21 protein-coding genes and 2 tRNA genes are annotated in these 26,675 nt (G+C 63.1%); 9 read left to right on the forward strand and 14 right to left on the reverse strand.

Annotation, left to right across the window (positions count from 1 at the left end; genetic code table 11):
• Positions 1-9: 9 nt before the first annotated feature.
• Both I4X03_RS13875 and I4X03_RS13880 read left to right on the forward strand, forming a co-directional pair.
• On the forward strand, positions 10-933 hold the full coding sequence (locus I4X03_RS13875; RefSeq protein ID WP_223468828.1) for a LysR family transcriptional regulator: 924 nt from the start codon (positions 10-12) through the stop codon (positions 931-933).
• A 42-nt stretch (positions 934-975) separates the two neighbouring features.
• Positions 976-1,539 (forward strand): gamma-glutamylcyclotransferase, encoded by a 564-nt coding sequence (locus I4X03_RS13880; protein WP_223468829.1) that lies wholly within the window; start codon positions 976-978, stop codon positions 1,537-1,539.
• Positions 1,540-1,582: 43 nt separating this feature from the next.
• On the opposite strand, the gene I4X03_RS13885 is transcribed toward I4X03_RS13880, so the two are convergent.
• The 3 genes from I4X03_RS13885 to I4X03_RS13895 form a co-directional block, all read right to left on the reverse strand.
• Positions 1,583-2,713: a PA0069 family radical SAM protein gene (locus I4X03_RS13885; RefSeq protein ID WP_223468830.1), complete on the reverse strand. Its 1,131-nt coding sequence runs from the start codon at positions 2,711-2,713 to the stop codon at positions 1,583-1,585.
• A 93-nt stretch (positions 2,714-2,806) separates the two neighbouring features.
• Positions 2,807-3,433: a tRNA-uridine aminocarboxypropyltransferase gene (locus tag I4X03_RS13890; RefSeq protein WP_223468831.1), complete on the reverse strand. Its 627-nt coding sequence runs from the start codon at positions 3,431-3,433 to the stop codon at positions 2,807-2,809.
• A 46-nt stretch (positions 3,434-3,479) separates the two neighbouring features.
• The gene (locus I4X03_RS13895) at positions 3,480-4,061 is read right to left on the reverse strand and encodes an NADPH-dependent FMN reductase (protein ID WP_223468832.1); all 582 of its coding nucleotides are present in this window, start codon (positions 4,059-4,061) and stop codon (positions 3,480-3,482) included.
• A gap of 346 nt (positions 4,062-4,407) precedes the next feature.
• On the opposite strand from I4X03_RS13895, the gene I4X03_RS13900 reads away from it, so the two are divergent.
• Entirely contained in the window at positions 4,408-5,553 is a 1,146-nt protein-coding gene (locus I4X03_RS13900; RefSeq protein WP_223468833.1) for an alpha/beta hydrolase family protein, read from the forward strand.
• A gap of 3 nt (positions 5,554-5,556) precedes the next feature.
• Here the strand turns inward: I4X03_RS13900 and I4X03_RS13905 are convergent, their stop codons facing one another.
• Together I4X03_RS13905 and I4X03_RS13910 are read right to left on the reverse strand one after the other, a co-directional pair.
• The gene (locus I4X03_RS13905; protein WP_223468834.1) at positions 5,557-6,495 is read right to left on the reverse strand and encodes a pyridoxal-phosphate dependent enzyme; all 939 of its coding nucleotides are present in this window, start codon (positions 6,493-6,495) and stop codon (positions 5,557-5,559) included.
• Between the two features lie 3 nt (positions 6,496-6,498).
• Positions 6,499-6,882 carry a hypothetical protein gene (locus tag I4X03_RS13910; RefSeq protein WP_223468835.1) on the reverse strand — a complete coding sequence of 128 codons (384 nt, stop codon included), beginning with the start codon at positions 6,880-6,882 and terminating at the stop codon, positions 6,499-6,501.
• Between I4X03_RS13910 and I4X03_RS13915 the strand changes: the two genes are divergently transcribed.
• Positions 6,881-9,127, forward strand: coding sequence for an ATP-binding protein (locus I4X03_RS13915; RefSeq protein ID WP_223468836.1), 2,247 nt, complete (start codon positions 6,881-6,883; stop codon positions 9,125-9,127). The two genes, I4X03_RS13910 and I4X03_RS13915, sit on opposite strands and share 2 nt — an antisense overlap.
• Before the next feature lie 9 nt (positions 9,128-9,136).
• Positions 9,137-9,598 carry a response regulator gene (locus I4X03_RS13920; RefSeq protein ID WP_223468837.1) on the forward strand — a complete coding sequence of 154 codons (462 nt, stop codon included), beginning with the start codon at positions 9,137-9,139 and terminating at the stop codon, positions 9,596-9,598.
• A gap of 123 nt (positions 9,599-9,721) precedes the next feature.
• Here I4X03_RS13920 and I4X03_RS13925 read toward each other — a convergent pair whose 3' ends face one another.
• Positions 9,722-11,359 carry a response regulator gene (locus tag I4X03_RS13925; protein ID WP_223468838.1) on the reverse strand — a complete coding sequence of 546 codons (1,638 nt, stop codon included), beginning with the start codon at positions 11,357-11,359 and terminating at the stop codon, positions 9,722-9,724.
• A gap of 202 nt (positions 11,360-11,561) precedes the next feature.
• Here I4X03_RS13925 and I4X03_RS13930 point away from each other — a divergent pair, with 202 nt between their 5' ends.
• Entirely contained in the window at positions 11,562-12,071 is a 510-nt protein-coding gene (locus I4X03_RS13930) for a hemerythrin domain-containing protein (RefSeq protein ID WP_223468839.1), read from the forward strand.
• A gap of 159 nt (positions 12,072-12,230) precedes the next feature.
• On the opposite strand, the gene I4X03_RS13935 is transcribed toward I4X03_RS13930, so the two are convergent.
• Positions 12,231-12,306, reverse strand: a tRNA-Asn gene (locus tag I4X03_RS13935).
• Between the two features lie 109 nt (positions 12,307-12,415).
• Here I4X03_RS13935 and I4X03_RS13940 point away from each other — a divergent pair.
• Entirely contained in the window at positions 12,416-15,088 is a 2,673-nt protein-coding gene (locus I4X03_RS13940) for a PAS domain S-box protein (RefSeq protein ID WP_223468840.1), read from the forward strand.
• Positions 15,085-16,296 carry an EAL domain-containing response regulator gene (locus I4X03_RS13945; RefSeq protein ID WP_223468841.1) on the forward strand — a complete coding sequence of 404 codons (1,212 nt, stop codon included), beginning with the start codon at positions 15,085-15,087 and terminating at the stop codon, positions 16,294-16,296. Before I4X03_RS13940 ends, I4X03_RS13945 begins: the two co-directional genes overlap by 4 nt.
• 70 nt (positions 16,297-16,366) lie before the next feature.
• Here the strand turns inward: I4X03_RS13945 and I4X03_RS13950 are convergent.
• Both I4X03_RS13950 and I4X03_RS13955 read right to left on the reverse strand, forming a co-directional pair.
• Positions 16,367-16,442, reverse strand: a tRNA-Asn gene (locus tag I4X03_RS13950).
• Between the two features lie 126 nt (positions 16,443-16,568).
• Positions 16,569-17,783, reverse strand: a complete 1,215-nt coding sequence (locus tag I4X03_RS13955) for an amino acid aminotransferase (RefSeq protein ID WP_223468842.1) — start codon at positions 17,781-17,783, stop codon at positions 16,569-16,571.
• A 95-nt stretch (positions 17,784-17,878) separates the two neighbouring features.
• On the opposite strand from I4X03_RS13955, the gene uvrB reads away from it, so the two are divergent.
• A complete protein-coding gene (uvrB, locus tag I4X03_RS13960; protein WP_223468843.1) occupies positions 17,879-19,966 on the forward strand; it encodes an excinuclease ABC subunit UvrB in 2,088 nt (695 codons plus the stop codon).
• A 317-nt stretch (positions 19,967-20,283) separates the two neighbouring features.
• Here uvrB and I4X03_RS13965 read toward each other — a convergent pair whose 3' ends face one another.
• The 5 genes from I4X03_RS13965 to I4X03_RS13985 all read right to left on the reverse strand — a co-directional run bounded on the left by I4X03_RS13965 (position 20,284) and on the right by I4X03_RS13985 (position 26,478).
• Positions 20,284-23,355, reverse strand: coding sequence for a CHASE domain-containing protein (locus I4X03_RS13965; RefSeq protein ID WP_223468844.1), 3,072 nt, complete (start codon positions 23,353-23,355; stop codon positions 20,284-20,286).
• Positions 23,356-23,760: 405 nt separating this feature from the next.
• Positions 23,761-24,678 carry an NAD(P)/FAD-dependent oxidoreductase gene (locus tag I4X03_RS13970; protein WP_223468845.1) on the reverse strand — a complete coding sequence of 306 codons (918 nt, stop codon included), beginning with the start codon at positions 24,676-24,678 and terminating at the stop codon, positions 23,761-23,763.
• Entirely contained in the window at positions 24,653-25,117 is a 465-nt protein-coding gene (locus I4X03_RS13975; RefSeq protein ID WP_223468846.1) for an RrF2 family transcriptional regulator, read from the reverse strand. Before I4X03_RS13975 ends, I4X03_RS13970 begins: the two co-directional genes overlap by 26 nt.
• 81 nt (positions 25,118-25,198) lie before the next feature.
• The gene (locus tag I4X03_RS13980) at positions 25,199-25,864 is read right to left on the reverse strand and encodes an ion channel (RefSeq protein ID WP_223468847.1); all 666 of its coding nucleotides are present in this window, start codon (positions 25,862-25,864) and stop codon (positions 25,199-25,201) included.
• Between the two features lie 17 nt (positions 25,865-25,881).
• On the reverse strand, positions 25,882-26,478 hold the full coding sequence (locus I4X03_RS13985; RefSeq protein WP_223468848.1) for a MarC family protein: 597 nt from the start codon (positions 26,476-26,478) through the stop codon (positions 25,882-25,884).
• Between the last annotated feature and the right edge of the window lie 197 nt (positions 26,479-26,675).

Genomic DNA, 26,675 nt, shown 5'->3' on the forward strand with positions numbered 1-26,675 from the left:
GCTATCGTTATGAATCCGACCCTGCGCCAGATGCGCGCCCTGATTTTCCTGGCCAAGACCGGCAGTTTTACGCTGGCGGCCGAGCAGATGCATGTGACGCAGGCGGCGCTGTCCGGACTGATCAAGGAGCTGGAGCAGACGCTTGGCGCGCGCCTGGTCGACCGCAGCACGCGCAAGATTGCGCTCACAGAGATCGGCCGCGAGCTGTACCCGCTGTTCTCGAAAATGATCGACGATCTTGACGCTGCGCTGAACGACGTCGCCAATCATACCAAGCTAAAAAAAGGGATGGTGCGTATCGCCGCCCCGCAACTAATGGCGTGCACGCTGCTGCCCGAAGTGATCGCCGCCTATCGCGCGGCGCATCCGGATATCCAGGTCAAGCTGGTCGACTGCGCGGTCGAGAACGTGACCGCGCGCGTGACCAGCGGCGAAGTCGATGTCGGCATCGGTCCCGAGCGCGACGCGGCGGCGCAGATCGATGCGGCGGTGCTGTTCGAGATGCCGTTCGTGCTGGTGTTTCCGCAAGGGCATCCGCTGGAAGCGCGCGAACGCGTGACCTGGCAAGACCTGGCCGACTACCCGTTCATCTCGCTGCAGGGCCAGTTCACCGAACGGCTGCTGAGCGACATGCACAGCTCGCTGCGCGATGTGCCGCTCAATCCTGCCAACGAAGTGACCTTCATGACAACCGCGCTGGCCATGGTGGCCGCGAACCTCGGGGTGACGGTGTGCCTGCCGTACGCCGAACCGCTGGTCAAGCTCTACAAGCTGCACATGCGCCAGTTGCGCGAACCCGAACTGACGCGGCGCTTCTTCGTGTACACCCGCGAGAACCGCTCGCCGTCGCCTGCCGCCGAGAGCTTTATCGCCTTCCTGCTGCGCTTTGTCGAAGCGCATGACTGGAATATGCCGGTGCAAAACGGCGGCTGACGCCCTCGTTATAATGGGCGCTGGTTCAAACAGGGCAAGCACATGTCACACAACACCGTCGCCATCAACCAGCGCATGGACAAGTTCGACGGCCATCACAAGGTCTGGCTGTTCGGTTACGGCTCGCTGATTTTCAAGGCGGATTTTCCGTTCATCGAGCGGCGCGCGGCGCATATCGACAACTGGACGCGGCGCTTCTGGCAGGGCTCGCACGATCATCGCGGCACCGAGACGGCGCCGGGCAGGGTCGCGACCCTGGTTCCGCAGCCGGGCGCGCGCTGCGCAGGGATGGCTTACCTGATTACGCCGGAGGTGTTCGCGCATCTTGATCATCGCGAAAAGAACGGCTACCTGCGGCTGGCGATCGACATTCAGTTCGAGGCCGGCGACAGCGAAGAAGGACTCGTCTACATCGCCACCGCCGATAACGCTGCCTTCCTCGGGGAAGCGCATGAGCGCGATATCGCGCGCCAGATAGCATCATCGGCCGGCCCGAGTGGCCCGAATCGCGATTATCTGCTGGACCTGGCGCACGCGCTGCGCGAACTGGGCCTCGACGACCCGCATGTGTTCGAGATCGAGCGGCATCTGGCCCAGCACAAGTAAGGCCAGGCCTGGTTGTTTTCCATTAGGTTCGGCATCATCGTTGTTACGCGAACAGGTCAAGCTGCCCGGTCGCGTTGCCGTTCTGCTTTCCGGCCGCCGCGGGCACCACCAGCGGGCGCCGGAAGCGTGACGCATCGAGTTCGGCGAACCTCCCGCTGCTCAGGTTCATCCCCAGCCGCTTGACGGCCTTCTCGAAACGCTGGCGAATCAGGTCGGCCCACACGCCCTCCCCGTGCATGCGCTGGCTGAAGTCGCTGTCGTAGTCCTTGCCGCCGCGCATTTCGCGGACCCGGTTCATGACGCGCTGCGCACGGTCGGGAAAGTGCGCCTGCAGCCATTCGTGGAAGAGCGGATTGACTTCCCATGGCAATCGCAGCACGACGTAATGGGCGCTCAAGGCGCCCGCCTCGCGCGCCGCTTCCAGCACCCGCTCCAGCTCGGGCTCGGTGACGAACGGGATGACCGGCGCGACGCTGACGCGCACCGGAATGCCGGCCTCGGCCAGCGTGCGGATCGTGCGCAGGCGCCGTGCGGGCGCCGCCGCACGCGGTTCGAGCGTGCGCGATATGGCGGGGTCGAGCGTGGTCAGGGTAATGGCGGCGATCGCCTGGTTGCGCGCGGCCATCGGCGCGAGCAGGTCGATGTCGCGCTCGATCAGCGAATTTTTGGTGATCAGCGCCGCAGGGTGCGCGCACTCGCTAAGCACCTCCAGCACGCGGCGCGTGATTTTATAGTCGCGCTCGCACGGCTGGTAGGCGTCGGTATTGACGCCGATCGCAATTGGCTCGGGCACGTACGACGGCCTGGACAGCGCGTGGCGCAGCAGGTCCGGCGCGTTGACCTTGGCGAAGATGCGGGTTTCGAAGTCAAGCCCTGGCGAGAGTCCCAGATAACTATGCGTTGGACGCGCGAAACAGTAGATGCAACCGTGCTCGCACCCGCGGTATGGATTGAGCGACACGTTGAACGGAATGTCGGGCGAGGCATTACGGCTGAGAATGGTTTTTGCGAACTCGTCCGTCACCTGGGTCTTGAACGGCGCTGGCTCACCGTCCTCGTCGTCATGCGTCCAGCCATCGTCAAACGATTCGCGACCGTTGACCTCGTAGCGTCCTTGCAGGTTCGACACGGCGCCACGCCCCTTGCGCGCCGCGAGGGGCCGCGGAGGAAGCATTACGTGCTCTTCGCAATTTTCGTCGTGACCAGCCATGGCAGCACCTTGATACTGTACATTTATACAGTATTTTACGCCTGCTTCAAGCGCTTTTCAAGCGTGCGCGGCGACTGTGGCGTATTGGTCCACAAACGCGTCGAATGCGTCAAGGATCGGCTGGAAATGGCCGACGCGCCCCTCCAGCTGCATCAGGGCGTAAGTTGCCGCCTCGAGCGTCGACAGCTGGTCGGGAGCATGCGCCTTGCGGATACGGTACAGCGACGGCGGCGCGCCGGTCAGCGGCAGGCGCGGAAGATTTTGCAGCAGCCGGTTCAGGTACAGCATCTTGCGGCTCTTGCGCCAGGTGCCGTCGAGTACCACCAGCCTGAGCCCGGATGGCGCAAGGTGGCGCACCGTGGCGAAGCCTGGCGGCGGCGCCAGTCCAAGCGCGCGCTCGCCCGGCATGTCCGGATACAGCAGCACCGGCTGCCTGCCACCGGCGTGCAACAGCGCCTCCAGCGCGCGCTCGTCGAAGACCTCGCCCACCGCGATCGTGCTGCCGGGCAGGCACAGGTGCAAGAGACGCGCGCTGCCCTTGGCGTTGGCGACCTCAAGCGGGTGCTGCAGCACCAGCACCGACACGTCGGACGCGACCGGCATTGCCAGAGGGCAGATGCAGGTTTTGGCGGGTCGCAGGCAAGCCGCGCACATCGCGCGTTTAATTGGGAGCAGTTCGGGCATCGGATGGGCCGGCAAAAGTGACCGGCGTGGCAGGTGCCCGATTATATCAACCCGGCACCCCTGCCTCTACCCGCTCGCGCACGGTTTTCAGCGCGCCGCTCCACGATACAAGTTCATCAAGCATCGTCGTTACCGATTTTTCGTGATGCTGGCCCGGCTTGAAGGTGGCGTAGTTCTCGAAGTCCGAAAACAGCGACAGCATCACCTGCGTGCGCACGTCAGCAATTTTTAGCTCGCCCATCACCAGCCGCAGGCTCTCCACCGCGCGCGCGCCGCCGGCGCTGCCGTAGCCGACGAAGCCCGCAGCCTTGTTGTTCCATTCGGCGAACAAAAAATCGATCGCGTTCTTGAGCGCGCCCGAGGTTCCATGGTTGTACTCCGGCGTGACGAATACAAAGCCGTCGTAGGCCGCGATTTTTGCGGCCCAGGCGATCGTGTGCGGCTTTGAATACTGCCCCATCGACGGCGGCACTGGTTCGTCCAGCAAGGGCAGGTTGAAGTCCTGGATATCGACCAATTCATACGCGGCGTCCGAACGCAGGCTGGCAATCTCCATGACCCAGTTCGCGACGTCCAGTGCTTTCCGGCCGGGCCGTGTGCTTCCGACAATCACGCCAATCCTGATCATGGTCCCCTCCCCTGTGCAGTCGTTAATCGTTTGAAAATTGTAAAAGAAGCGACGCTTGTGGCGCGCCGCGTTGCATCGTTTACAGCCTTGCAAATCGAGCACTGCAAGGCAAACAACAAAGCGCAAAGAATCCGAAAAAAATTCGCAATTCAGTGCCCGAACTTATCAATCCGGTATTGCTCAGCAAAATTCGCATGCCTAGAATCATTACATTCCAATTGGCAATCCGATCCACCGGGAGCCTGATATCGTTACCGCCACATTTCGTTTTCGCAACGCTGCCCGCAGGCTCGCCACCGTCGTCGTCGCCTGCTTCTCGCTGACGCCGCTTCTGGCGATTGAGCAAGTGCTACCGCTCGATTACCGTCTCAACGAACAAGTCATCATGGTCCCGGCCGGCGCGCGCGGCGACGTGCAGCTGCAGACCACCGTGTTCCGGCCAAACGGCGACGGACCGTTCCCGCTCTTGATCATCAATCACGGCAAGGAGCCGGGCGACCCGCGCCTGCAGGCACGCGACCGCTTCATCTTCATGGCGACCGCCTTCGTCAAGCGCGGCTACGCGGTGATGGTGCCGATGCGGCGCGGCTTCTCCAATTCCTCGGGTACCTACATCGACCACGGCTGCGACATGCGCGCCAACGGCTACGGCCAGGCCAACGACATCAAGGCCACCATCACCTACGCGCGCAAACAGAAATGGATCGACGATGACCGCATCGTCGTCGCAGGCCAGTCCTATGGCGGCCTCGCCACGGTGGCACTGGGCACCGAAGCGATCGACGGCGTGCGCGGCCTGATTAACATCGCGGGCGGCCTGCGCGACGACGGCGACGGCTGCGACTGGCGCGGCGAACTGGTTAACGCGTTCGCCAACTACGGCGCCAACAACAAGATCGCCAGCCTGTGGATGTATGGGTTTAACGACTCGCTATTCGGCCCCAATCTGGCGGCGCGGATGCACGATGCGTTTGTGCGTTCCGGCGGCCAGGCCAGGCTGATCGCGTTCGGCCCGTTCAAGCGCGACTCGCACGGCATGATCGCAAGCCGCGACGGCGAAAAAGTGTGGTGGCCGGATACCGAGCGCTTCCTGCAGGAGATCGGCATGCCGACCAGGGAAGTGTTCAGCATTGTCGATGCGCCGCAAGTGCCGAAGACCGATTTCGCGGCGGTCGATGACATAGACGCGGTGCCTTACCTGACGGAGGCCGGACGTGCGGCGTACCGCGAATACCTGAACAAGATGACGCCGCGCGCGTTTGCCGTGTCGCCGAATGGCGCGTGGTGCTGGGCCGAGGAAGGAGAAGCGCCGGAGATGCGCGCGCTGGCCACCTGCGCCAAGAACAGCGGCCAGGACTGCAAGCTGTATTCCGTGGATGACTACGTGGTGTGGCAAGCGCCGCGCATGCCGCCGGGAAGCCTGGATGACGCGCAGTTGGCGTCGACCTCGACCGGCGGTGCGGGGCTCGATCAGGCGGACCAGCCGCAGTGACGCTCAATCGGCGGATGACGCTCCGCCGAAGCTGTCGGCCCACTTCTGTAGCTGTCCCACCGTGGCGGTGACGCCGCCGCAAACAATCACCAGCACCGTACGGTAATCGATCAGCGACCGCGCAGCGTCATATGCCACCGCCAGCGACGCGCCGCAGGCCGGCTCCACCACCACCCGCTGATCGTCCATGAACCGCAGGCACGCCCGCACCGCATCAGAGTCCGACACGACAACGCTGCGTACCGGATGCTGCTGCGCGAAGGCGAACGCCTGCTGCGCAACCTTGCGCGCCCCGAGCGAGGTGGCGATGCTGGTAATGCCGGTCAGCTCGACGCGCTCTCCCGCCGCCAGCGACTGGGCAAACGAATCGGCGCCGGCCGTCTCCACCGCCACCACCGGCACGTCGTTCCAGCCATTGCGGCGCAGGCCCTCGACCACGCCGCACAGCAGGCCACCGCCCCCGACCGACAGGACGACCGCATCGGGTTTGAGCCCCGCCGCCGCCACTTCGTCGATCATGCTGGCGTGTCCCTGCCACAGCAGCGGATCGTCGAACGGATGAATGAACGCGTCGGCCTCGGTCACCATCGACTGCGCCAGCGCATTCGCTTCCTGGAACGAGGCGCCATGCACGATGACCTGCGCGTTTTCGCGGCAGATCAGCTCCCTGGCGCGTTCAGTCGTGGTCTCGGGCACGACAACGACAACTGGCACGCCAAGCCTGCGGCCCGCATACGCGGCGGCAATGCCGGCGTTGCCGCCGGACGAACAGATAAAGCGCCTGGCGCCGCGCCGCACATATTCTTCGCATGCGAAGCCGATCCCGCGGATCTTGAAAGACCCCGGCGGCTGCATCGATTCCATCTTCAGCCAGACTTGCTGGCCATCGCGGGCGGCCATCGCGCCCGATTCAAACAGGGGTGTATGCAAATGCAGCGGCATGATTCAGGCGTATCTCGGAAGCTGGCGCGCAAGCGCGGCGCCGACCGCGTCGACGAAGCGCGCCGGCTGGTCGACATACAGCGCCAGCGTTGATGTGCCGGGCTTGAAAGGATACCCGAAACGCTGCCCCCCGGCCACGGCACCATCGCGCATCCGGCAATGCGGCCCGCGCCGTGTATTCACAATCAGCGGCAATCCAGCCTCATATCTTTCCAATGAAACAACACCCTGCCCTGTCGATTGCACCAGTGCAATTAAAATCATAAATAATGTAAAAATCGCCCCTGATAAGGGTGGCAAAATTGCGTGTACTCCAAAGCTTTGAAGTAAAATCCCTTTTCCGCAATTTTGCACTTCCGGACGCGCGCGTGCGTCCCGAATCGACATGACCCAGGCCGCAACTTCTGACACGAACGTTCTCGACCTGTCCACCTGCGACAGTGAACCAATCCGCACCCCGGGCAGCATTCAGCCGCACGGCTTCGCCCTGTCCCTGGCGGAAGACCTGACCGTTCTTCAGGCCAGCGAAAACCTCGCGCAGCACATCGGCAGCGCCGCAGCGGGCGCAGTCGGCCTGCCGCTGGCACGCGTCATCGGCGACACTGCGGCCGCGCTGGTCGTGACCGAACTGGCCGCCACCCGGGTGCTCGAACGACCGCTTTACCTGGGCACTGTCTGCATCAGCGAGACCTGCTACTTCGACGTGCTGGCGCATCGCTATGACGGCGTGCTGATGCTCGAATTCGAGAGCGTCGAGCGGCGCGCCTCGGCCGACTTCCGCAACCTCTACCCGCTGGTCGGCGAGTTCCTGCTCAAGTTGAACAACACCGTCAGCACCGATGCGATGAGCGCGCTGGCCGCGGACGAAATCCGCGCGGTGACGGGCTACGGCCGCGTGATGGTGTACCACTTCGACCACGACGGCCATGGCCATGTGATCGCCGAAAGCCTCGCCGACGGCTATCACTCTTACCTCGGCCAGCGTTTCCCGGCGTCGGATATTCCGCGTCAGGCGCGCGAGCTGTACACGCTGAACCGCATCCGCCTGATCCACGACGCCAACTATACGCCGGCGCGCCTGGTCCCGGCGATCAATCCTGTTACCGGCGCACCCAACGACCTGTCGTTCGCCGCCCTGCGCAGCGTGTCGCCGATCCATCTGCAGTACATGCGCAACATGAAGACGCTGGCCTCGATGTCGGTATCGCTGATCGTCAAAGGCAAGCTGTGGGGGCTGATCTCGTGCCACAACGAGACCCCTAGCCCGGTCGCCTTCGAGCGCCGTACCGCCTGCGAGCAGCTGGGCCAGATCCTCGCGCTGTCGATCGAATCGCGCGAGGACGCAAGCGAACTGCAGTTCCGGCTCGACCTGCGCCGCATCATGGTGTCGATGCTGGGCGGCCTGACGCAAGGCGCCGACTTCATCGACAACATGACAAGCGTGTTCCCCGCGCTGCTGACGTTCGCCCGAGCCAGCGGCGTCGCGATCGTCGTTGACGACCGCCTGCTTACCTATGGCGACACGCCGAGCGATGAACAGATCCGCGAATTGGTCGGCTGGCTGTCGATCCGGGCCCACGGCGACGTGTTCCACACCGACCAGCTGGCCGCGGGGTACCCGGGCGGCGCCGACATCACGCGCAACGCCAGCGGCATCCTTGCGCTGCCGATCTCGCGCATCCACAAGCACTACCTGATCTGGTTCCGCCCCGAGGTGATCCATACGATCGACTGGGCCGGCAACCCGCATGCGAAAGAAGGCGCCGGCCCGCTTGACCAGCTCACCCCGCGAACCAGTTTTTCAAGCTGGCGAGAGACCATCACCGGCACCAGCATCCCATGGCACAAGGGCGAACTGGAACTGGCGCTCGAATTCCGCACCGCCCTGCTGGGGATCGCGCTGGAACGCGCCGAGCAGATGGCCGAACTGGCGGAAGAGCTGGGCCGCGCCAACAAGGAACTCGAAGCGTTTTCGTATTCGGTATCGCACGACCTGCGCGCGCCGCTGCGCCACATCGTCGGCTTCTCCGACCTGCTGCTCGAATCGGCCAGCAACGAAGACCTGGAAAAGCGCCACCGCTTCCTGAAGAACATCAAGGAATCGGCGCGCCTCGCCGGCAAGCTGGTCGACGACCTGTTGAGCTTTTCGCAAATGGGCCGCGCGGCACTGCGCCCCAGCACCATCAGCATGAACGACCTGGTTCACGGCTGTATCGAGAAGCTGGCGGGCGACACGCATGGCCGCGACCTGCGCTGGGAGGTGGAAGACCTGCCCGAGGTGCGCGCCGACGCCTCCTTCATCCAGCTGGCCGTGTACAACCTGCTGTCGAACGCGGTGAAATTCACCAGCCAGAAGGAATCGGCGATCATCCGCATCCGGGCCGAACGCCATCCGCATGAAAACGTGTTCCACATCGAGGACAACGGCGCCGGCTTCAACATGGATTATGTCCACAAGCTGTTCGGCGTGTTCCAGCGCCTGCACCGGATGGAAGACTTCCAGGGCACCGGCATTGGCCTGGCCAACGTGCGCCGCATCGTTGAACGCCACGGCGGCAAGGCCTGGGCCAGCTCGGTAGCGGGCCAGGGCGCCACCTTCTCATTCAGCATTCCTAAAGAACTACCTGTCTAAGGCAAGACCATGTTAAAGCCCATTCTTCTCGTTGAAGACAATCCCAACGACCTCGAACTGACGCTGATCGCGCTCGAAAAGAGCCAGCTCGCCAACGAGGTGATCATCGTGCGCGATGGCGCCGAGGCGCTCGACTACCTGATGTGCCGAGGCGAATACGCAAACCGCCAGGCCGGCAATCCGGCGGTGGTGCTGCTCGACCTGAAGCTGCCGAAGGTCGACGGCCTGGAAGTGCTGCGCGAGATCCGCACCACCAACGGCCTGAAAAGCACGCCGGTCGTCATGCTGACGTCGTCGAAGGAAGAGCAGGACCTGCTGCGCAGCTATGAGCTGGGTGTGAACGCGTACGTGGTCAAGCCGGTCGACTTCACCGAGTTTGTGCGTGCGATTGCCGACCTCGGGATCTTCTGGGCCGTGCTCAACGAGCCGCCCCCTGGTTCGTACCGCTACACCAAGCCGCGCGGCGAGTAAGCGCAGGCCGGCGGCTCAACTTGTCGCCAAGGCAGGTTAGCCGACACAGGATTTGCCCGCTCCGAGGATGGAACGGCGATGCCAGCCAAAACCAGGAACTTCCTTGCCGACTCAGGCCGGAAGTTAAGCCTGGTGGTTTGCTTGCGGCTCGTTGGCGGCCTGCTGCTGCCGGCGGCGGCGCAGCAAGTGGCGAATGCGCGAACTGAGAACATCGGCGCTGTAGGGCTTTTGAAGCAGGTTTACGCCTGGATCAAGCTTGCCTTCATGGGTCAGGACGCCCTCCGCATAGCCGGACGTATAGAGTACCTGCACTCCCGGCAGGCGCGCCATCACGGCCTCTCCCATCTCCAGCGCACTGACCTTGCCGGGCATGATCACGTCTGAAAACACCAGGTCCACATGCGCGCCGCTGTCGACCAATGCGATCGCCGCGGCGGCGTCTTCAGCCTGAAACACTTGGTAGCCCAGTGCCGAGAGCAATTCAACGGTGCTGTTGCGCACATCGGTTTCGTCCTCGACCACCAGGATGGTTTCGACACCGCCCACCAGCGGGACCGGCGCGCTTTCTTCATCGGCCACCGGTTCTGTCGCGCTCTTGAGCAGGAAGATCTTGACGCTGGTGCCCTCGCCCGGCTCGCTCTTGAGAATGATCTCGCCGCCCGACTGCTTGACGAATCCATACGCCATCGACAGGCCGAGGCCTGTTCCCTGGCCGGTCGGCTTGGTCGTGAAGAAGGGCTCGAAGGCACGCTGCAAAACGGCCGGCGGCATGCCGCGGCCGGTGTCGGCCACTTCGATCATCACATAATCGGCGTTACCCACCTCGGACAGGTCAGGCGAGCTGGCGTTGACGTTAGCGGCCCGGATGGTCAGGGTTCCGCCGTCGACCATCGCGTCGCGCGCGTTGATGGCCAGATTGAGGATCACGTTATTGAGCTGGCTCGGATCGACCGTGGTACTCCACAGGCCGTCCTGGATATCGGTGAGGATGTTCGAGCGCGGACCGAGCACGCGCCGCATCATCTCGTCCATGCTGAGGAGCACCGCGCCCGGGTTGACCACCACCGCCTGCAGCGGCTGGCGCCGCGCGAATGCCAGCAGGTGGGCCGACAGCTTGGCGCCGCGCTCGACGCCGGACAGCGCGACGTCGATGCGCGCACGCGCGCTGTCGCTGACGCCGCCCAGCAGTTTAAGCAGCTGGAGGTTACCGCCAATGATCTGCAAGACGTTATTAAAGTCGTGCGCCACGCCGCCCGTCAGCTGTCCGATCGCTTCCATTTTCTGGGCCTGGTGCAGGGCGGACTGGCTGGCCGCCAGCTCTGCCTGGCTGCGCCGTAGCGATACGAAGGCTTCGTCGCGCTGGCAGCGCGCGATAAATGCGGCGCTGTGGTAGCGCACGCGCGCCACCAGCTCGCGTGGGTCGGGCCACTTGACCAGGTAGTCGTTGGCGCCGGTAGCAAAGGCTTTCGCCTTGATCTCGGCATCCTCTTCGGACGACAACAGGATCACTGGCAGGTGTTCGGTATCGGGATGCGAGCGCAGTAGCGTAATGACATCGAATCCATCGGTCCCCGGCATCCGCAAGTCGACCAGCACGACGGTCGCCCTGACCTCCCGCGCAAGCTCGACCGCGCACTCGGCACGCGGGTCATAACGCAACGCGATGTCCGCGCAGCCCTCCAGGCAATGGCCGATGAAGTCCTGCGCGTAAGGTTGATCGTCGATCAGCAGGATCGAACAGGAACAGGATTCATCAATCATTGTTGTCTTCGTGTCTATGCCATGCAACGTGAAATTGTTGCACCATGTGAATTCTACATCACGATTATTTTTCAAGTGCAAGCAATCGTGCGGAGTAACTATCGGCGATGGCGTCCATGTTCAATAACGCACAGACGGGATCGTTTTGCAGGGACAAAGTCAATCCTCGCACCATCCATTTGCTAAATTTCCAGGAGTAATCATGCGCACGAACGCGACGACCACCAAAGCAGGCAACAAGCAGATCCCGACTTCGACCGAGATGGACGCGATCGCACTATTGACCGAAGACCACGCCAAGGTCAAGGCCATGTTTGAACAATACGAAGGCCTCGGCGACCGCGCCTATGCAACCAAGCAAAAGCTGGCGATACAGATCTGCACCGAACTGACCAAGCACGCAACCGCCGAGGAAGAGATTTTCTACCCTGCCGTACGTGCCGCGACCAAGGAAGATGACCTGCTCGATGAGGCGACCGTGGAACACGCCTCGGCGAAAGATTTGATCGAACAGATCATGTCGATGGACTCCGAAGATGAGCTGTTCGACGCCAAGGTCAAAGTGCTGGGCGAACAGATCGAGCACCACGTCGAGGAAGAAGAAGGCGAAATGTTCCCGAAAGCGCGCAAGGCTGGCCTCGACCTGGTGGCGCTGGGCGAGGAAATCCAGGCGCGCAAGGACGAGATCACGATCCCCCAGCGCATGGACTAAGTCTTCTGCAGAAATGCCAAGCCAGGGCCACGTCGCGATGCGTGGCTTTTTTCGCTGGGTGTCGACGGAAGTATTGGATCGCCCTAGTCCGGCGGCTCGGCTGACGCACGTTAGCCAAACGCAAAAGGGGCCACATTGCTGTGGCCCCTTTCATCATTCTGGCTCCCCGACCTGGACTCGAACCAGGGACCTGCGGATTAACAGTCCGTCGCTCTACCAACTGAGCTATCAGGGAAAAGAGGCCGCATTATAGCTGGCCTGTGGAAAATTGGCGAGAGTAAATCTGCAAAATATGCCGTTTGGGTGACAGTCGGCAAAATGGCTATAGTTGCAAAGTATAATCATTGAGCGACGGGACGAACCGGATCGGCGCCGACCTCAGCGAGAAACCAATGGACGACGCCATCCGTCGCATCGTGTCAAGCAAGCACAGCCGCAACGTGGGAATGGCAGGCCCATTTGCGCTGCTGACGCTGGTATTCGCCCTGGACTTGAATACCCCGCTCGACTTTGCCGTATGCATCGGCTACGCCCCCGCCGTCTTGCTCGCGATGCTCTCGCGCAACCACCGCGTCGTCCTGATCGCCGCTGCCATCGGCGCACTGCTGACGCTACTGGGCATCATGCTCTCCCCGCCGGCCCTGGCTGGCACGCCGGATGCCTATATCGTTGTCCACCGAAGCATGGCGCTGGCCGCCATCGCGACCTGCGCCTTCCTGTCGATTTTCCTGATCCGCCTGAGCGATCGCTCCGCAACGGCCAGCCGCATGCTCGACATGGCCGGCAACCTTGGCAAGCTGGGCGGATGGCGCGTCGACGTCCAGAGCGGCAAGGTGGACTGGTCCCACGAAGTGGCGCGGATTCACGGCGAGCCGCAAGGATTCTCGCCGAGCCTCGATCAAGGCCTCAACTATTACGCCGATGAACACCGGGCGCGCATCCGGGAGCGCGTTGTCGCCTGCATCGAACAGGGCACGCCGTTCGCGGAAGAGTTGCAGATCATTACGCGCGAGGGCGATCGCCGCTGGGTTCGCTGCGTCGGCCGCGCCGTACGCAACGAGCGCGCCATGATCGTGGCGATCCAGGGCGCCTTCCAGGATATCAACGAGCAGAAGTCGATCGAGACCCAATTGCGCCTGAGTTTGGCATCGTGGCACAGCCTGGCCGAGGCAATGCCGATGATCGTCTGGACGGCCGACTCGTCGGGCGCGCTCGACTACTTCAATCAGTTGATGATGGCCTACTCTGGCTTGACGCGCGAGCAACTTCTGCCCAACGGCTGGATCGGCCTGATCCACCCGGACGACTGCGACGCCATGATCGCGACCTGGACCCGCGCCGTGTCGCTGCACGCGCCCGTCGAGATGAGCTTCCGCGTGCGCCGCCACGATGGGAGCTATCGCTGGCACCTGTCCCGTGCGGCCTTCGTGCCCGATGGCGTGACCGGCGCGGCCAGATGGTTTGGCAGCGCCACCGACATCGACGACCAGATGCGCCTGCAGCACGAGGCCAAATCGCTGGCCGACCGCCTGACCGCGACGATGGAAAGCGTTGGCGACGCCATCCTGGCACTCGACAGCCAATGGAACGTCGTGTACATCAACCGGCATGGCGAGGCCCTGCTCCACGTCACACGCGAAGAGCTGATCGGCGAACGCTTGTGGGAGAAGTTCCCGGAAGCAGTTGGCTCAACCTTCGACACGGAATACCACCGCTGCGTCGAGCAGCAGGTCGCGGTCCGGTTCGAAGAATACTTCGCGCCCCTGCAAAAGCATTTCGAGATCAACGCCTACCCCGCCCCGGATGGCCTGACCGTGTACTTCCGCGACATCACCCAGCAGCGCATGCTGGCAGAGCAAATGATCCAGGCGCAAAAGCTGGAGTCCCTTGGGCGCCTGACCGGTGGCGTTGCCCACGATTTCAACAACCTGCTGACGGTTATTCTTGGCAATGCCGAGATGCTGGTCGAGCAAGCGGTGCCCGATACCACCGGCCATCTGCTCGCCGACATGATCTTCGCCGCGGCCCAACGCGGCGCGGCGATGACCCAGCGCCTGCTCGCCTTCGCCCGCAAGCAGGCGCTGGAACCGGTGCCAGCCGACCTCAACGCCTTGGTCGGTGGTACCGACCAGCTGCTGCGCCACACGCTGGGCAGCCACATCGAGATCGCCATGCGGCGCACGAACGGGCTGTGGCTGACCCTGGTCGATCCCGGCCAGCTGGAAAGCGCGCTGCTGAATCTCGCCATCAACGCGCGTGACGCGATGCCGGACGGCGGCGTATTGACCATCGAGACCGCCAACACCAGCCTCGACGAAGTGTATGCCAGCAACTATAGCGGCGTCACGCCCGGCGACTATGTGATGCTGGCGGTATCGGACAGCGGCAGCGGCATCGCGCCCGATATGCTGGCGCGCGTGTTCGAGCCGTTTTACACCACCAAGCAGATGGGCAAGGGAACCGGGCTCGGCCTTGCGATGGTGTACGGCTTCGTGATGCAATCAAAAGGCCACGTCGCCATTTCCAGCGAGCTTGGGCATGGCACGACGGTCAAGATCTACCTGCCCCGGCTGGCAGGTGGCGAGCTGGCCGCCAGGTCCGCCGACCGGCCGGCAGAGATCGAAAACGGCAACGGCCAGCTGATCTTGGTGACCGAGGACGATGCCATGGTGCGCGCCTACGCCTGCGGACAACTGAAAGAGCTGGGCTACCGCGTGATCGAGGCCGCCAGCGGCGCCGACGCGCTGGCACTGCTGCATTCGCGCGACGACATCGACTTGTTGTTTACCGATGTCGTCATGCCTGGCGGCCTGAGCGGCCGCCAGCTCGCCGATGCGGTGCAGGCCTTCCGCCCGGCACTGCCGATCTTGTACACATCGGGCTATACTCAAGATGCAATTCTCCAACATGGCCGGCTCGCACCCGGCGTGATGCTGTTGAACAAACCTTACCGCCGTGCCGAAATGGCGCAGAAGGTCGCGGCCGCACTTGACGCAAACACACTGGAGTCGCAATGAACGAATGCCGCCTCCTTATCCTCGACGACGATGAATCAATCGCCCGCACTGTCGCGCTGATCGCCAGTTCCGGCGGCGCGCAAAGCCGCGTCTGCACCAATGCCCATGAATTCCTCGACCTGACGCAGTCATGGACGCCGAGCCATTTGTTTGTCGACCTGCAGATGCCCGACATGGATGGCCTGCAAGTGCTCAGCGAGCTCGCCAAGCGAGGCTGCCGCGCGTGCATCATCATCAGCAGCGGCGTCGGTGCGCGCGTGCTGGAGGCCGCCGTGCTGTCGGCCAACGAGCTCGGGCTGAATGTATGCGGCATGCTGGCCAAGCCGTTCCGCCTCAACGAGCTGCGCTCGCTGCTGTTCGACACCAATGCCACGCCCAGCAAGATGGCGCTTGGCTTCGGGCCAGCCCACCTGCCGGCATTCAAGCCTGCCGCGCCGGACCTGCAGGCGGCGCTGGACCAGAAGCACCTGTTCGTGGTCTACCAGCCGAAGATCCATTGCGCCACTGGCAGGGTCAGCGGCCTGGAAGCGCTGGTACGCTGGCAGCATCCCGATCACGGCCTGATCACGCCCGACCGCTTCATCTGCCTGGCCGAGGAAGCCGGCCTGATCGACAGCATCACGCTCGCCGTGCTGCACGACGCCCTGCCCTGGTTCGCGCAGCTGTCGACCGACTACGGCGGGCTGGGCGAATTGACCTTATCGATCAATATTTCGGCGCGCAGCCTTGGCCGCCCCGAGCTGATCGACGCCATCGTCAACCTGTGCGCCCGCAGCGGCGTGAGTCCATCCAGGCTGATCTTTGAACTGACCGAGACCGCCGCCATGGACGAGCCGGTTGCCGCGCTTACCCTGCTCACGCGGCTGCGCGTGCATGGCTTTATGCTGTCGCTGGATGATTTTGGCACCGGCTACTCGTCGATGCTGCAACTGGTGCGCCTGCCGTTCTCGGAAATCAAGATCGACCGCTCGTTCGTGGCCAGCGCCGCCACTTCGCAGGAATCGCGTGCGGTGATCCGCTGCATTACCGACCTGGGCCGCAGCCTGGGCATGAAGACCACCGCCGAAGGCGTCGAGGACGCCGCCACCCACGCCTATCTGCAGGAAATCGGCTGCGACCTGGCGCAGGGCTACCTGTTCGCCAGGCCCATGACGCGGCAACTGCTGACGAACTGGATGGATCAGCAACTGGCGCGATTCGGCCACTAGGCAAGCGGCGCGGAGTGACACCCGCACATGCAAAAAGGGCCACGTTTTTCAACGTGGCCCTTCTAAATTCTGGCTCCCCGACCTGGACTCGAACCAGGGACCTGCGGATTAACAGTCCGTCGCTCTACCAACTGAGCTATCAGGGAAAAGAGGCAACATTATGTACTGCTCGGGTTGCGCTGTCAATGCTTGGCATTTTCTGCGCTTACCTTCGTCGTACTCTCCGAAGCCGATCAAGTTGTGCTCGTACACAACTCGAAAGAAGCAAGATTTTAGAGCACTTTACTGATGGCGTCAATCACGACATCGATATTTTTCGAGTTCAGCGCGGCGACGCAGATACGCCCCGTGTCCACCGCGTAGATCGAGTGCTCCTTGCGCAGCATCTCGACCTGGTCCTTGGTCAGGCCCGAGTACGAGAACATGCCGACCTGCTCGCGCACGAAGTCGAAGTCCTGGCCGGGCGCTTTTTCCTTCAGCTTGGCGACGAACTGGGTGCGCATTTCCCGGATACGCACGCGCATGCCTTCGAGCTCCTGCTCCCACAGCGTGCGCAGTTCCGGCGTGGTCAGCACGGTGGCGACCACTTTGCCGCCGTGGATCTGCGGGCTCGAATAATTGGTGCGCACAACGCGCTTCAGTTGCGACAGCACGCGGGCCGCCTCGTCCGCCGACGCGGCGACAACGCTCAGTGCGCCAACACGCTCGCCGTACAGCGAGAACGACTTCGAGAACGAGTTCGACACCAGCAGCGGGCCGCCTGCCGCAGCAAAGCGCGACACTACGGCGCCGTCCTGCGCGATGCCCGCGCCGAAGCCCTGGTAAGCCATGTCGAGGAAAGGAATCAGGCCGCCGTCGATCACCGCCTTGATCACATCGCCCCATTGGTCAGCCGACAGGTCGGCGCCGGTCGGGTTATGGCAGCACGCGTGCAGCACCACGACCGAACCGCGCGGCATCGCCTGCAGCGACGCCATCATGGCGCTGAAATTGACGCCGCGCGTGGCTGCATCATAGTAAGCGTAGTTATTGACGGTGAAACCGGCGCCCTCGAACAGCGCGCGGTGGTTTTCCCAGCTTGGATCGCTGATATACACCTGGGCGCCCGGCGCGAAACGCGCGAGGAAGTCGGCGCCGATTTTCAGCGCGCCGGTGCCGCCGATGGCCTGCACGGTTACCGCGCGCTTCTCTTGAATAATCGCGCTGTCGGCACCAAATACCAGCTCCTGAACCGCCTTGTCGTACGCGGCCAGTCCTTCGATCGGCAGGTAAGTACGCGGCGCGAACTGCTCGGCCAGCAGCGCCTCGGCTTTGCGTACGCACTCCAGCAGCGGCACTTTGCCATTATCGTCATAATAGACGCCTACGCCCAGGTTGATCTTGCCCGGGTTGGTGTCGGCATTGAACGCCTCGGTGATACCCAGGATAGGGTCGCGCGGGGCCATGGCGATGGCGCTGAAGATGCTGGCGGAAGCTGGTGAGGTCATCGTGATAAACTTGATTGTCGGCTGGTTGTATAGACAGCGCCCCTTATATTCATTGGGCCGCGAGCGGAGTCCCATTCTAACAAAGGTCTGATCGTATGGCAGAATTATCCGTCGTAAGCCCCCCGGAAGCGACCGTCGTCGCGTTCCCCGACTCGCCCTTCAAACTGCACCAGCCGTTCGCTCCGGCGGGCGACCAGCCGACCGCGATCGAGGGCCTGATCGAGGGCATCAACGACGGCCTGTCGTTCCAGACGCTGCTCGGCGTGACCGGCTCCGGCAAGACCTACACGATGGCCAACGTGATCGCCCGCGCCGGCCGCCCGGCCATTGTCTTCGCGCCAAATAAAACCCTGGCCGCGCAGCTGTACTCGGAGTTCCGCGAGTTTTTCCCCGAAAACGCGGTTGAATACTTCGTCAGCTACTACGATTACTACCAGCCGGAAGCCTACGTGCCGCAGCGCGACCTGTTCATCGAAAAGGACTCGTCGATCAACGAGCATATCGAGCAGATGCGCCTGTCCTGCACCAAGTCGCTGATGGAACGGCGCGACGTGGTGATCGTCGCGACCGTCTCGGCGATTTACGGTATCGGTAATCCGAGCGAATACCACAAGATGATCCTGACCCTGCGCGCCAAGGACAAGGTCGCCCAGCGCGACGTCATCGCGCGCCTGATCCAGATGCAGTACACGCGCAACGAAATGGACTTCGGCCGCGGCACTTTCCGGGTGCGCGGCGACACCATCGACATTTTCCCGGCGGAGCACGCCGAACTGGCGATCCGCGTCGAGATGTTCGACGACGAGATCGAATCGCTGCAGCTGTTCGACCCGCTGACCGGGCGCGTGCGCCAGAAAATCCCGCGGTTCACCGTCTACCCGGGTTCGCACTACGTGACGCAGCGTTCGACCGTACTGAAAGCGGTGGAAAGCATCAAGGCCGAGCTGCGCGACCGGCTCGAGTTCTTCCGCACCGAAAACAAGCTGATTGAAGAGCAGCGCCTTGAACAGCGTACCCGCTTCGACCTGGAAATGATGGCCGAAATCGGCTTTACCAAGGGTATCGAAAACTACTCGCGCCATCTGTCCGGCGCGATGCCGGGCGAGCCGCCCCCTACCCTGGTCGACTACCTGCCGAAGGACGCCATCATGTTCCTCGACGAGTCGCACGTGCTGATCGGGCAGCTCAACGCGATGTACAACGGCGACCGCTCGCGCAAGACCAACCTGGTGGACTTCGGCTTCCGCCTGCCGTCCGCGCTCGATAACCGTCCGCTCAAGTTTGAAGAATTTGAACGCAAGATGCGGCAAACCATCTTCGTCTCGGCGACGCCGGCCGACTACGAGAAAACCCACGCCGACAATGTCGTCGAGCAGGTGGTGCGGCCAACCGGCCTGGTCGACCCGCTGGTGATCGTCAAGCCCGCCCGCACCCAGGTCGATGACCTGATGTCCGAGATTAACGACCGGATCGCCAAGGACGAGCGCGTGCTGGTGACGACGCTGACCAAGCGCATGGCCGAGCAGCTGACCGAATACCTGGGCGACCACGGCATCAAGGTGCGCTACCTGCACAGCGATATCGAGACGGTGGAACGGGTCGAGATCCTGCGCGACTTGCGCCTTGGCACCTTCGATGTACTGGTCGGCATCAACCTGCTGCGCGAGGGCCTCGATTTGCCGGAGGTGTCGCTGGTGGCGGTGCTGGACGCCGACAAGGAAGGCTTCCTGCGGTCGGAGCGCAGCCTGATCCAGACCATCGGGCGCGCCGCGCGCAACCTGAACGGCATGGCGATCCTGTATGCCGACAAGATCACCGATTCGATGCAGCTGGCGATCGGCGAAACCGAGCGCCGCCGCGCCAAGCAGATCGCCTTTAATGAGGCCAACGGCATCACGCCGCGCGGCATCAAGAAGCAGATCAAGGAGCTGATCGACGGCGTCTACAGCCCGCAGCAGGCGCGCGAGACGCTCGACGCCGAGAAGGAAACCGCGAAGATCGAATCGATGAGCGAGAAGCAGATCAGCAAGGAGATCAAGCGCCTCGAGAAGCTGATGGTCGACCACGCGAAAAATCTCGAATTCGAGAAGGCCGCGCAGGTGCGCGACCAGCTGCACATCCTGAAGCAGCAGGCGTTTGGCGCGCCGGGAACCGACAACATCGTGTCGATGCTCGGGAAGTAACGCGGCCTGTCCCTGTTCGCGCGGGAGAGTGGCTCTGGCACTGCCATTGCATCAATCGGGTTCGGGGCGCTCACGGTAATCGCGGCATTGAGACTTGGAATGCAAGATTTGACGTCGCCCCTGCGAAGGCAGGGGCGACGTTGGCTTGGCTGCCGAGCGATTCGTGTCAGGCAGAATATCCCGGACAGCAGTGCGCGCCGGCGGGAATCCAAGCTGACGCCGCGCAGCGAACTTGACCTTCGCGATTACAGCATCCTGGGTATGGGTGCCCGCCTACGCGGGCACGACGTAGTGGTGGCAACGGCGACATCGTCTTTTCAATTGCCCTGGCGAGCCAATATTTCCCTTATCCTGCGCGCCAGCTCTTCGCGCCGGTAAGGCTTGCTGAGCAGCTGCACGCCCCCGTCGAGCCGGCCGCCGGTCGTCAACGCGTTGCGCGTGTAGCCCGAGGTGTACAGCACCCGCAGGCCAGGCAGAAGCACCCTTGCCCGCTCGGCCAGTGCGGTACTCGATACCGGGCCAGGCATCACGACATCGGTGAACAGCAGGTCGACCTGGACGCCGCCCTCCAGCATCGCCAGCGCGCTTTCTCCGTCACGCGCTTGCACCACCTGGTAGCCGAGTTCCTGCAACTGGCTGATGGCCGTGGCGCGCACGTCCTCATCGTCCTCGACGACGAGGATCGTCTCGCCGCCGCCGACCAGATCGGCCGTCGCCGCGACCTCGACGATCGTCTCGGCCTGTTCTGATCGCGGCAAATGGATCACCACCGATGTGCCGCTGCCCGGTTTGCTCAGCAGCTGGATGTGTCCGCCGCTTTGCTTGACGAAGCCGTATGCCATGCTCAGCCCCAGCCCGGTCCCCTTGCCTACCGGCTTGGTGGTGAAGAAGGGCTCGAACGCCAGCGCCTGCACTTCCGGGCTCATGCCAACCCCGGTGTCCGTCACGCTCACGCGCACGTACTGGCCCGGCGCCATGTCCGGTGCGCCGTCCAGCCCGCCTTCGCCGATCGTGCTGTTGTCCAGCTCGATAACGATCGCGCCGCCATCGGGCATCGCGTCACGCGCATTGATGGCCAGGTTGAGGAGGACATTCTCGAGCTGGCCGGGATCGACCAGGGTGTTCCACAACAGCTCATCGGACCGGATCGACAGCGCGACCGACTCGCCCATCGCGCGCCGCAGCAGGTCATCCATGTTGACCAGCACGTGGGTCAGGTCGACCACCACCGGCTGCAGTGGCTGGCGGCGCGCAAACGCCAGCAGTTGCGATGACAGCTTGGCGCCGCGGTCGACCGCGGCGTGCATGCTGGCAAGGCGCTTGAGCAGGCGCTCATCGCCCTTGCACAGCAGTTGCAGCAGTTGGACGTTTCCGCCGATCACATGTAATACGTTATTGAAGTCGTGGGCGATGCCTCCGGTCAGCTTGCCGACCGCTTCCAGCTTCTGCGCGTGCTGCAATGCCGCGCGCGCTTCGTCGAGTGCCTTGCCGCGTTCGATTTCAAGCTGCTCGGCAGCCTTGCGCAGGGAGATGTCGCGGATAAATGCGCTGGCCGCGTAACCATCGGCCGTCGGCAGGCCGGCGATCGCCAGCTCAACCGGAATGTGTTGTCCGCTGCGGTGAACGGCGGTCACTTCCATCACCGTGCGGATCGGATGGCCGCCGCCGGATTGCGTAAACCGCGCGAAACCGCGGTTGTGCGCGTCACGCTGGTCCGCTGGAATTATCAGTTCGGGCAGCTGGCGCCCGATCGCCTCGGCCGCGCTCCAGCCAAACATGGTTTCGGCCTTGGCATTCCAGTCGGTGACCTGGCCGGCGGCATCGACCGCCAAGAACGCGTCGTGCGAATGGTCGAGGATCACCCTGATGCGCTGCTGTTCGTTGGCAAGCTGCGCGTTTGCTTCGCGCAGCGTACCCTCGTCCATCTTGGCGCGCGTGATATCGGTGTGCGTGCCGATCGTGCGCAGCGGGCGCTGCTGTTCGTCGCGGGTGACGGCCATCGCGCGCGCCAGTATCCAGCGCCAGCTGCCATCCTTGCAGCGCATCCGGAACTCGACCGCATACACCGAGTCGGTGCTGGCCAGGAAACGCTTTATTTCGCCCAGCGCCAGTTCCTTGTCGTCCGGATGCAGCAGGCTGGCCCACACCTTCTCATCCTCGCCCAGTTCATCTTCCGCGTAGCCCAGCATCTCTTTCCATCGCTTGGAATACACCACGGCGCCGGTTTTGCAATTCCAGTCCCAGACGCCGTCGCCGGCGCCTTCAAGCGCATACTTCCAGCGGAATTCGCTATCGCTCAGCTGGCCGGTGACTTCCCTGGCGCGCCACGCCGCGCGCCGCTGGCCGGAGGCAAGCGCGAACACCAGTAGCCCGAGGACAGCGCTCAGGGCCGTGCCGACGACGGCGATCAGGCTCGCCTCGTCCGACTCGATGCGGTCTTCCAACGCCGGGGCCGAGCGCAGGTCGAGCGTCCACGGACGCCCGCCTATCATCAACTGCTTGGTAGCGCGAAACTGCGGCACGCGCGACTGCGTGCCAAGGCCGTTGGGGTGCGATTCGAACAGCAGCGCATCCCGATCGACCACGGTGCCGTCGTAAATGCCCATGATCAGATCCTGCGAGCGTTCGCCGCTGATTCCCCTCATTAAGTCGCTGATGCGGAACGGCGCGCCAACCCAGCCGATCAGGTTGCTGCGGCGCTGTTCCAGCGTCGACACCTCGGCGCCGCGGCGGTACACCGGCAGGTACATCACTGTGCCGGCCTGGACGTCCTTGCCGTTTTCCTGGATCAGGCGCACCTTCGCGGACGCCGACTGCATGCCGGTGTCGCGCGCGCGCTCCATCGCCAGGCGCCGGTTTGGCTCGGTCAGCATGTCGAATCCGAGCGCGCGAAGGTTCAGGCCGCTAAAGGGCTCGATGTGGGTGATCAACGAATACAGCGCGCGCGGGCCGGGCGGATTGACATCGTAGGGCAATCCCTCGCCGCGAACGGCGGCGAGGTGCTGGTCGAGCTGGGCGGGCTGCACCAGGCGGACCACCGCCAGCCCCTGGATGCCCGGATAGCGCTCTTCGAGACTGAGCGACCGAACGAACGCGCGGAAGTTGTCGCGGTCGACATCCATCGAGCCGAGCATGAACGCCACGACACCGCGCTGCACCTGAGCGTAGGTCGCCATCCGGACGTCGATGCGCCTTGCCGCCTGGCGCACCTGGAAATCGAACTCGCTCTGGCGCGCGCGCTGCAACTGGTCGCCGGCGATGCGCCAGGCGTTGTAGGTTGCCGCGAGCGACATGGCAAATACCGTCACGCCGAGCAGAAGCGGAATGCGCTTGCGCAACGATGGGAACGACGGCACGCCGTCGGCTGGCCGGCTGGCAGAAAATAGCATCAAGAGGTCCACGAATTGGCTGAGCGGCGTTTAGAATCCGATCATGTTAGTTGCAGTGTAACAAGAAGAGCACTGCACACAGTCAATGGACGAAAAAAAAGCCCGCTTGTGCGGGCTTCGTTCCAATGTATTACCAATAATTTAATCGCGAACCAGAGCCCATGCTATCTGCGTGGTGCCCGGAAGTTTGGACGCCCATGCTATCTGCAAGGTGCCTCCAATGTGTAAATCGACTAGCGTATCCGGAATTACAAACCCTGGTTCTCAGAGCACCAGCTTGATGACATTACACCTGTCACATCGCGGCGCAAACCAGGATCGCGGTCGAGTTTGTGAACAAACTCAACCGCTGAACGCAGTGTAACACAGCTTTTTGTGCGGCGCACAAATTGTTTTCACCGGGTGTCACGCCGCCGGCACCGCGCCGAAGATCAGCGACTGGTGCGCGGCAACGCCTGCCATCGCACCGTCGGCGACAGCCAGCGCGACACTGCCCGCGATGCGCGCGGCGTCGCCGCAGCAGAACACCCCCGCCACCGTGCTCGCCTGGCGCGCGTCGGTACGCACGTAAAGGCCCATCGGCCCCTCGTCCAGCGCGCAGCCCAGCTCGGCGGCCAACGGGCTGTTGTGCGTGCGGCTCATCACGAACAGGCCGGCCAGCGCGATACTGCGGCCGTCGCGCAATACGACATCGGCCCTACCCTCGATGCGCGCCACCGGGGTGCGCTCGACGGCCACTGCGCGCTCGGCCAGCGCTTTCAGCTGCGCCTCGTCAGGCTCCAGTGCATCATTCAGGAACAGCGTCACGCTCCCCCAGTCCGGCAGCATCAGCGCGTGGTGCAGCGACATCGGACCGGTTGCCAGCACGCCGATGGCGCCCTGCTCCAGCTCGTAACCATGGCAGTACGGGCAGTGGAATACGCTGCTGCCCCAGCGTTCGGCCAGGCCCTCCACCGGCGGCAGGTCATCGACGACGCCGGTGGCAAGCACCAGGCGCCGCGCCTGGAATGCATGGCCATCGTGCAGCGCCACGTCGAAGCCATCGCCATTGGCCATAGCGGTGGCGGCGGTGCCTTCCTGCCAAATGACATTCGGGTAAGCCATCAATTGCGCCTTGCCATCGGCGGCGATTGCCGATGCGCTACTACCGTCCTGGGTGAGGAAGCCATGCGAGTGCGTGGCGTAGCGGTTGCGGCGCTGGCCGGCGTCGATCACCAGCACACGGCGGCGCGCGCGCGCCAGCTGCATTGCCGCCGACAAGCCCGCGTAGCTGCCGCCCACAATGATGGCGTCGAATTCATCGTTCAGCTGATTGGTGTGCATGGATGTCTCCTTTATGTTGCGTGTAGAGGTGGTTGAACTGCTTGGACAGGTCGGCCAGGGTGACATCCTTGAAGCGCTCGATCAGCAGCGCCTCGGCTTCGTCAAAAGCGCTGGCGAGCGACTGGTTGACGACCTTCTCGACCAGGCAGGTCGGGTGATCGATGCGGTTCCCCATCGCAAATACCGTCGGCGAACCGACTGCTTCATAGATATCGCGCAGGGTGACCTGGTGCAGGTCGCAGGTGATGGACCAGCCGCCGCCATGCCCTTTGCCGGAACTGACGTAACCCCGTTCGCGCAGGCCGGCCAGCACGCGCCGCACCAGCACGGGATTGGTGTCCAGATAGAGCGATAGTTGCTCGGATGTCAGGGGGACCTCGCTGTGCGCCATGTGCAGCAACACGTGGAGGATGGAGGATAGTTTGCTGTCTCGTCTCATGTAACTAATGATAGTACATAAATGAGAACAGTGCTGGCGGCGGATGAAAAAAGGCTGCCGGGCAGTGTCGGCGGCTTCGTTCTATTTGTGCGACGACACGGTAAATCCGATCAGGCGGGCAACCACTGCGGCCAGGTACATCAGGCCGACCAGCATCTCGACGCTCGCCAGCGCGCGCGCCTGCGAGGTCAGCGGAATCACATCGCCAATGCCGGTGCTCGATAGGAGTGCGAAGCTGAGGTAATTGAGCTCTGTCCAGGTACGCGCATCGGCAGCGTTGACTGCCGCGGCGAATGTTCCGGGATGCATCGCCTGCACCAGCACGAACAAGTGGGTGAAGGCCCATGCCAGCAAGGTGAAGGTGGCCGCGGCGGCGAACAACTCGTCTGGCGTGGTGCGCCGGTCTTCCATCATGTAGCCGACCAGGCTGACCGCGGCGTAGAAGTAAAACAGCGCTTCAAGCGCCGACGACCATGGCAGCAGGTACTCCATGCCGTACAGCGTCTGCAGGGCCAGCAAGATTATGATGGGCACCGCGATTGACCCGCTGATCCACGCGTGGCCAGGCGTACGGCGCACCATCAGCACCGTCATGGCCAAGACGACGACGCCGAAGCCATTGAAGACTACCTGGCCGCCGCGCGTGTCCTCGATGATCGGATACAGCAGCATGCCGCTCAACTGCACCAAGAGCAGGATGGCAGACGGGTGGCGCTTGGTATGCAGGAGCAGGTTCAGCGTATTCATGGTGGCTTAGCAGACTATTACAATGTTTTGACGAACTCGCGGATACCGCCCAACAGCATCTCGACCGACATTGCCGTCAGGATCAGGCCCATCAATCGCTCGAAGGCCGTCATCACCTGCGGTCCCAGGCGCTCCTGCAGCTTCTCGGCGCTGAGGAAGACTGCCAGCCAGACCACGCCGACAGCCGCCAGCGCTGCGACATTGACCGCGATCTCCGTCATGGTGTTGGCGGAGAACAGCAGCACGGTCGCGAGCGCGGATGGTCCGGCCAGGGCTGGAATCGCCAGAGGCACGATGAACGGCTCACCGCCATCGGTTTTGCCGAGCACGCCGTCCGGATGCGGGAAGATCATGCGGATCGCGATCAGCAACAGGATCACCGCGCCGCCGATGCGCAGCGAGACTTCGGACAGGTGCAGGGCTGTCAGGAAGTGGCGCCCGAAGAACATGAAGACGAGCAGGACAGCGAAGGCGATGGCGCACTCGCGCACCACGATGCGTGCCCTCCTCGCCTTTTCGACCGGGGCGAGCGCGCTGGCGAACAAGGGAACGTTGCCGAAAGGGTCGGTGACGAGGATGAGCAGGATGAAGGTTTGGAAGAAGCTTTGGGTCATGATGAATTTTCAATAGCGAATACCGAATGATACCCGGTGCGGACACAGCCGTTGCCGGGGAAATTCGCTCATCCGGTCCAGCCTCGTCGTGATTGAAGGCTCCAGTTGGATGTTAAAGCTTTGTTCAGAGCAATCTGAGTCCAAATTCTTTATGAGGTGCTAGGCACTCTGGCCCAGGGCAGGCAAAAAAAAACAGA

The sequence above is a fragment of the Massilia soli genome (assembly GCF_016809835.1).
In the GTDB taxonomy this organism is placed as follows: domain Bacteria; phylum Pseudomonadota; class Gammaproteobacteria; order Burkholderiales; family Burkholderiaceae_D; genus Telluria_A; species Telluria_A soli.

What these genes read in the sequence shown, in the direction of transcription:
- I4X03_RS13875 (WP_223468828.1), top strand. Translation starts at nt 10, where the DNA reads ATGAATCCGACCCTGCGCCAGATGCGCGCCCTGATTTTCCTGGCCAAG.
- I4X03_RS13880 (WP_223468829.1), top strand. Translation starts at nt 976, where the DNA reads ATGTCACACAACACCGTCGCCATCAACCAGCGCATGGACAAGTTCGAC.
- I4X03_RS13885 (WP_223468830.1), bottom strand. Translation starts at nt 2,713, where the DNA reads ATGCTTCCTCCGCGGCCCCTCGCGGCGCGCAAGGGGCGTGGCGCCGTG.
- I4X03_RS13890 (WP_223468831.1), bottom strand. Translation starts at nt 3,433, where the DNA reads ATGCCCGAACTGCTCCCAATTAAACGCGCGATGTGCGCGGCTTGCCTG.
- I4X03_RS13895 (WP_223468832.1), bottom strand. Translation starts at nt 4,061, where the DNA reads ATGATCAGGATTGGCGTGATTGTCGGAAGCACACGGCCCGGCCGGAAA.
- I4X03_RS13905 (WP_223468834.1), bottom strand. Translation starts at nt 6,495, where the DNA reads ATGCCGCTGCATTTGCATACACCCCTGTTTGAATCGGGCGCGATGGCC.
- I4X03_RS13915 (WP_223468836.1), top strand. Translation starts at nt 6,881, where the DNA reads ATGACCCAGGCCGCAACTTCTGACACGAACGTTCTCGACCTGTCCACC.
- I4X03_RS13910 (WP_223468835.1), bottom strand. Translation starts at nt 6,882, where the DNA reads ATGTCGATTCGGGACGCACGCGCGCGTCCGGAAGTGCAAAATTGCGGA.
- I4X03_RS13920 (WP_223468837.1), top strand. Translation starts at nt 9,137, where the DNA reads ATGTTAAAGCCCATTCTTCTCGTTGAAGACAATCCCAACGACCTCGAA.
- I4X03_RS13925 (WP_223468838.1), bottom strand. Translation starts at nt 11,359, where the DNA reads ATGATTGATGAATCCTGTTCCTGTTCGATCCTGCTGATCGACGATCAA.
- I4X03_RS13930 (WP_223468839.1), top strand. Translation starts at nt 11,562, where the DNA reads ATGCGCACGAACGCGACGACCACCAAAGCAGGCAACAAGCAGATCCCG.
- I4X03_RS13945 (WP_223468841.1), top strand. Translation starts at nt 15,085, where the DNA reads ATGAACGAATGCCGCCTCCTTATCCTCGACGACGATGAATCAATCGCC.
- I4X03_RS13955 (WP_223468842.1), bottom strand. Translation starts at nt 17,783, where the DNA reads ATGACCTCACCAGCTTCCGCCAGCATCTTCAGCGCCATCGCCATGGCC.
- uvrB (WP_223468843.1), top strand. Translation starts at nt 17,879, where the DNA reads ATGGCAGAATTATCCGTCGTAAGCCCCCCGGAAGCGACCGTCGTCGCG.
- I4X03_RS13965 (WP_223468844.1), bottom strand. Translation starts at nt 23,355, where the DNA reads ATGCTATTTTCTGCCAGCCGGCCAGCCGACGGCGTGCCGTCGTTCCCA.
- I4X03_RS13970 (WP_223468845.1), bottom strand. Translation starts at nt 24,678, where the DNA reads ATGCACACCAATCAGCTGAACGATGAATTCGACGCCATCATTGTGGGC.
- I4X03_RS13975 (WP_223468846.1), bottom strand. Translation starts at nt 25,117, where the DNA reads ATGAGACGAGACAGCAAACTATCCTCCATCCTCCACGTGTTGCTGCAC.
- I4X03_RS13980 (WP_223468847.1), bottom strand. Translation starts at nt 25,864, where the DNA reads ATGAATACGCTGAACCTGCTCCTGCATACCAAGCGCCACCCGTCTGCC.
- I4X03_RS13985 (WP_223468848.1), bottom strand. Translation starts at nt 26,478, where the DNA reads ATGACCCAAAGCTTCTTCCAAACCTTCATCCTGCTCATCCTCGTCACC.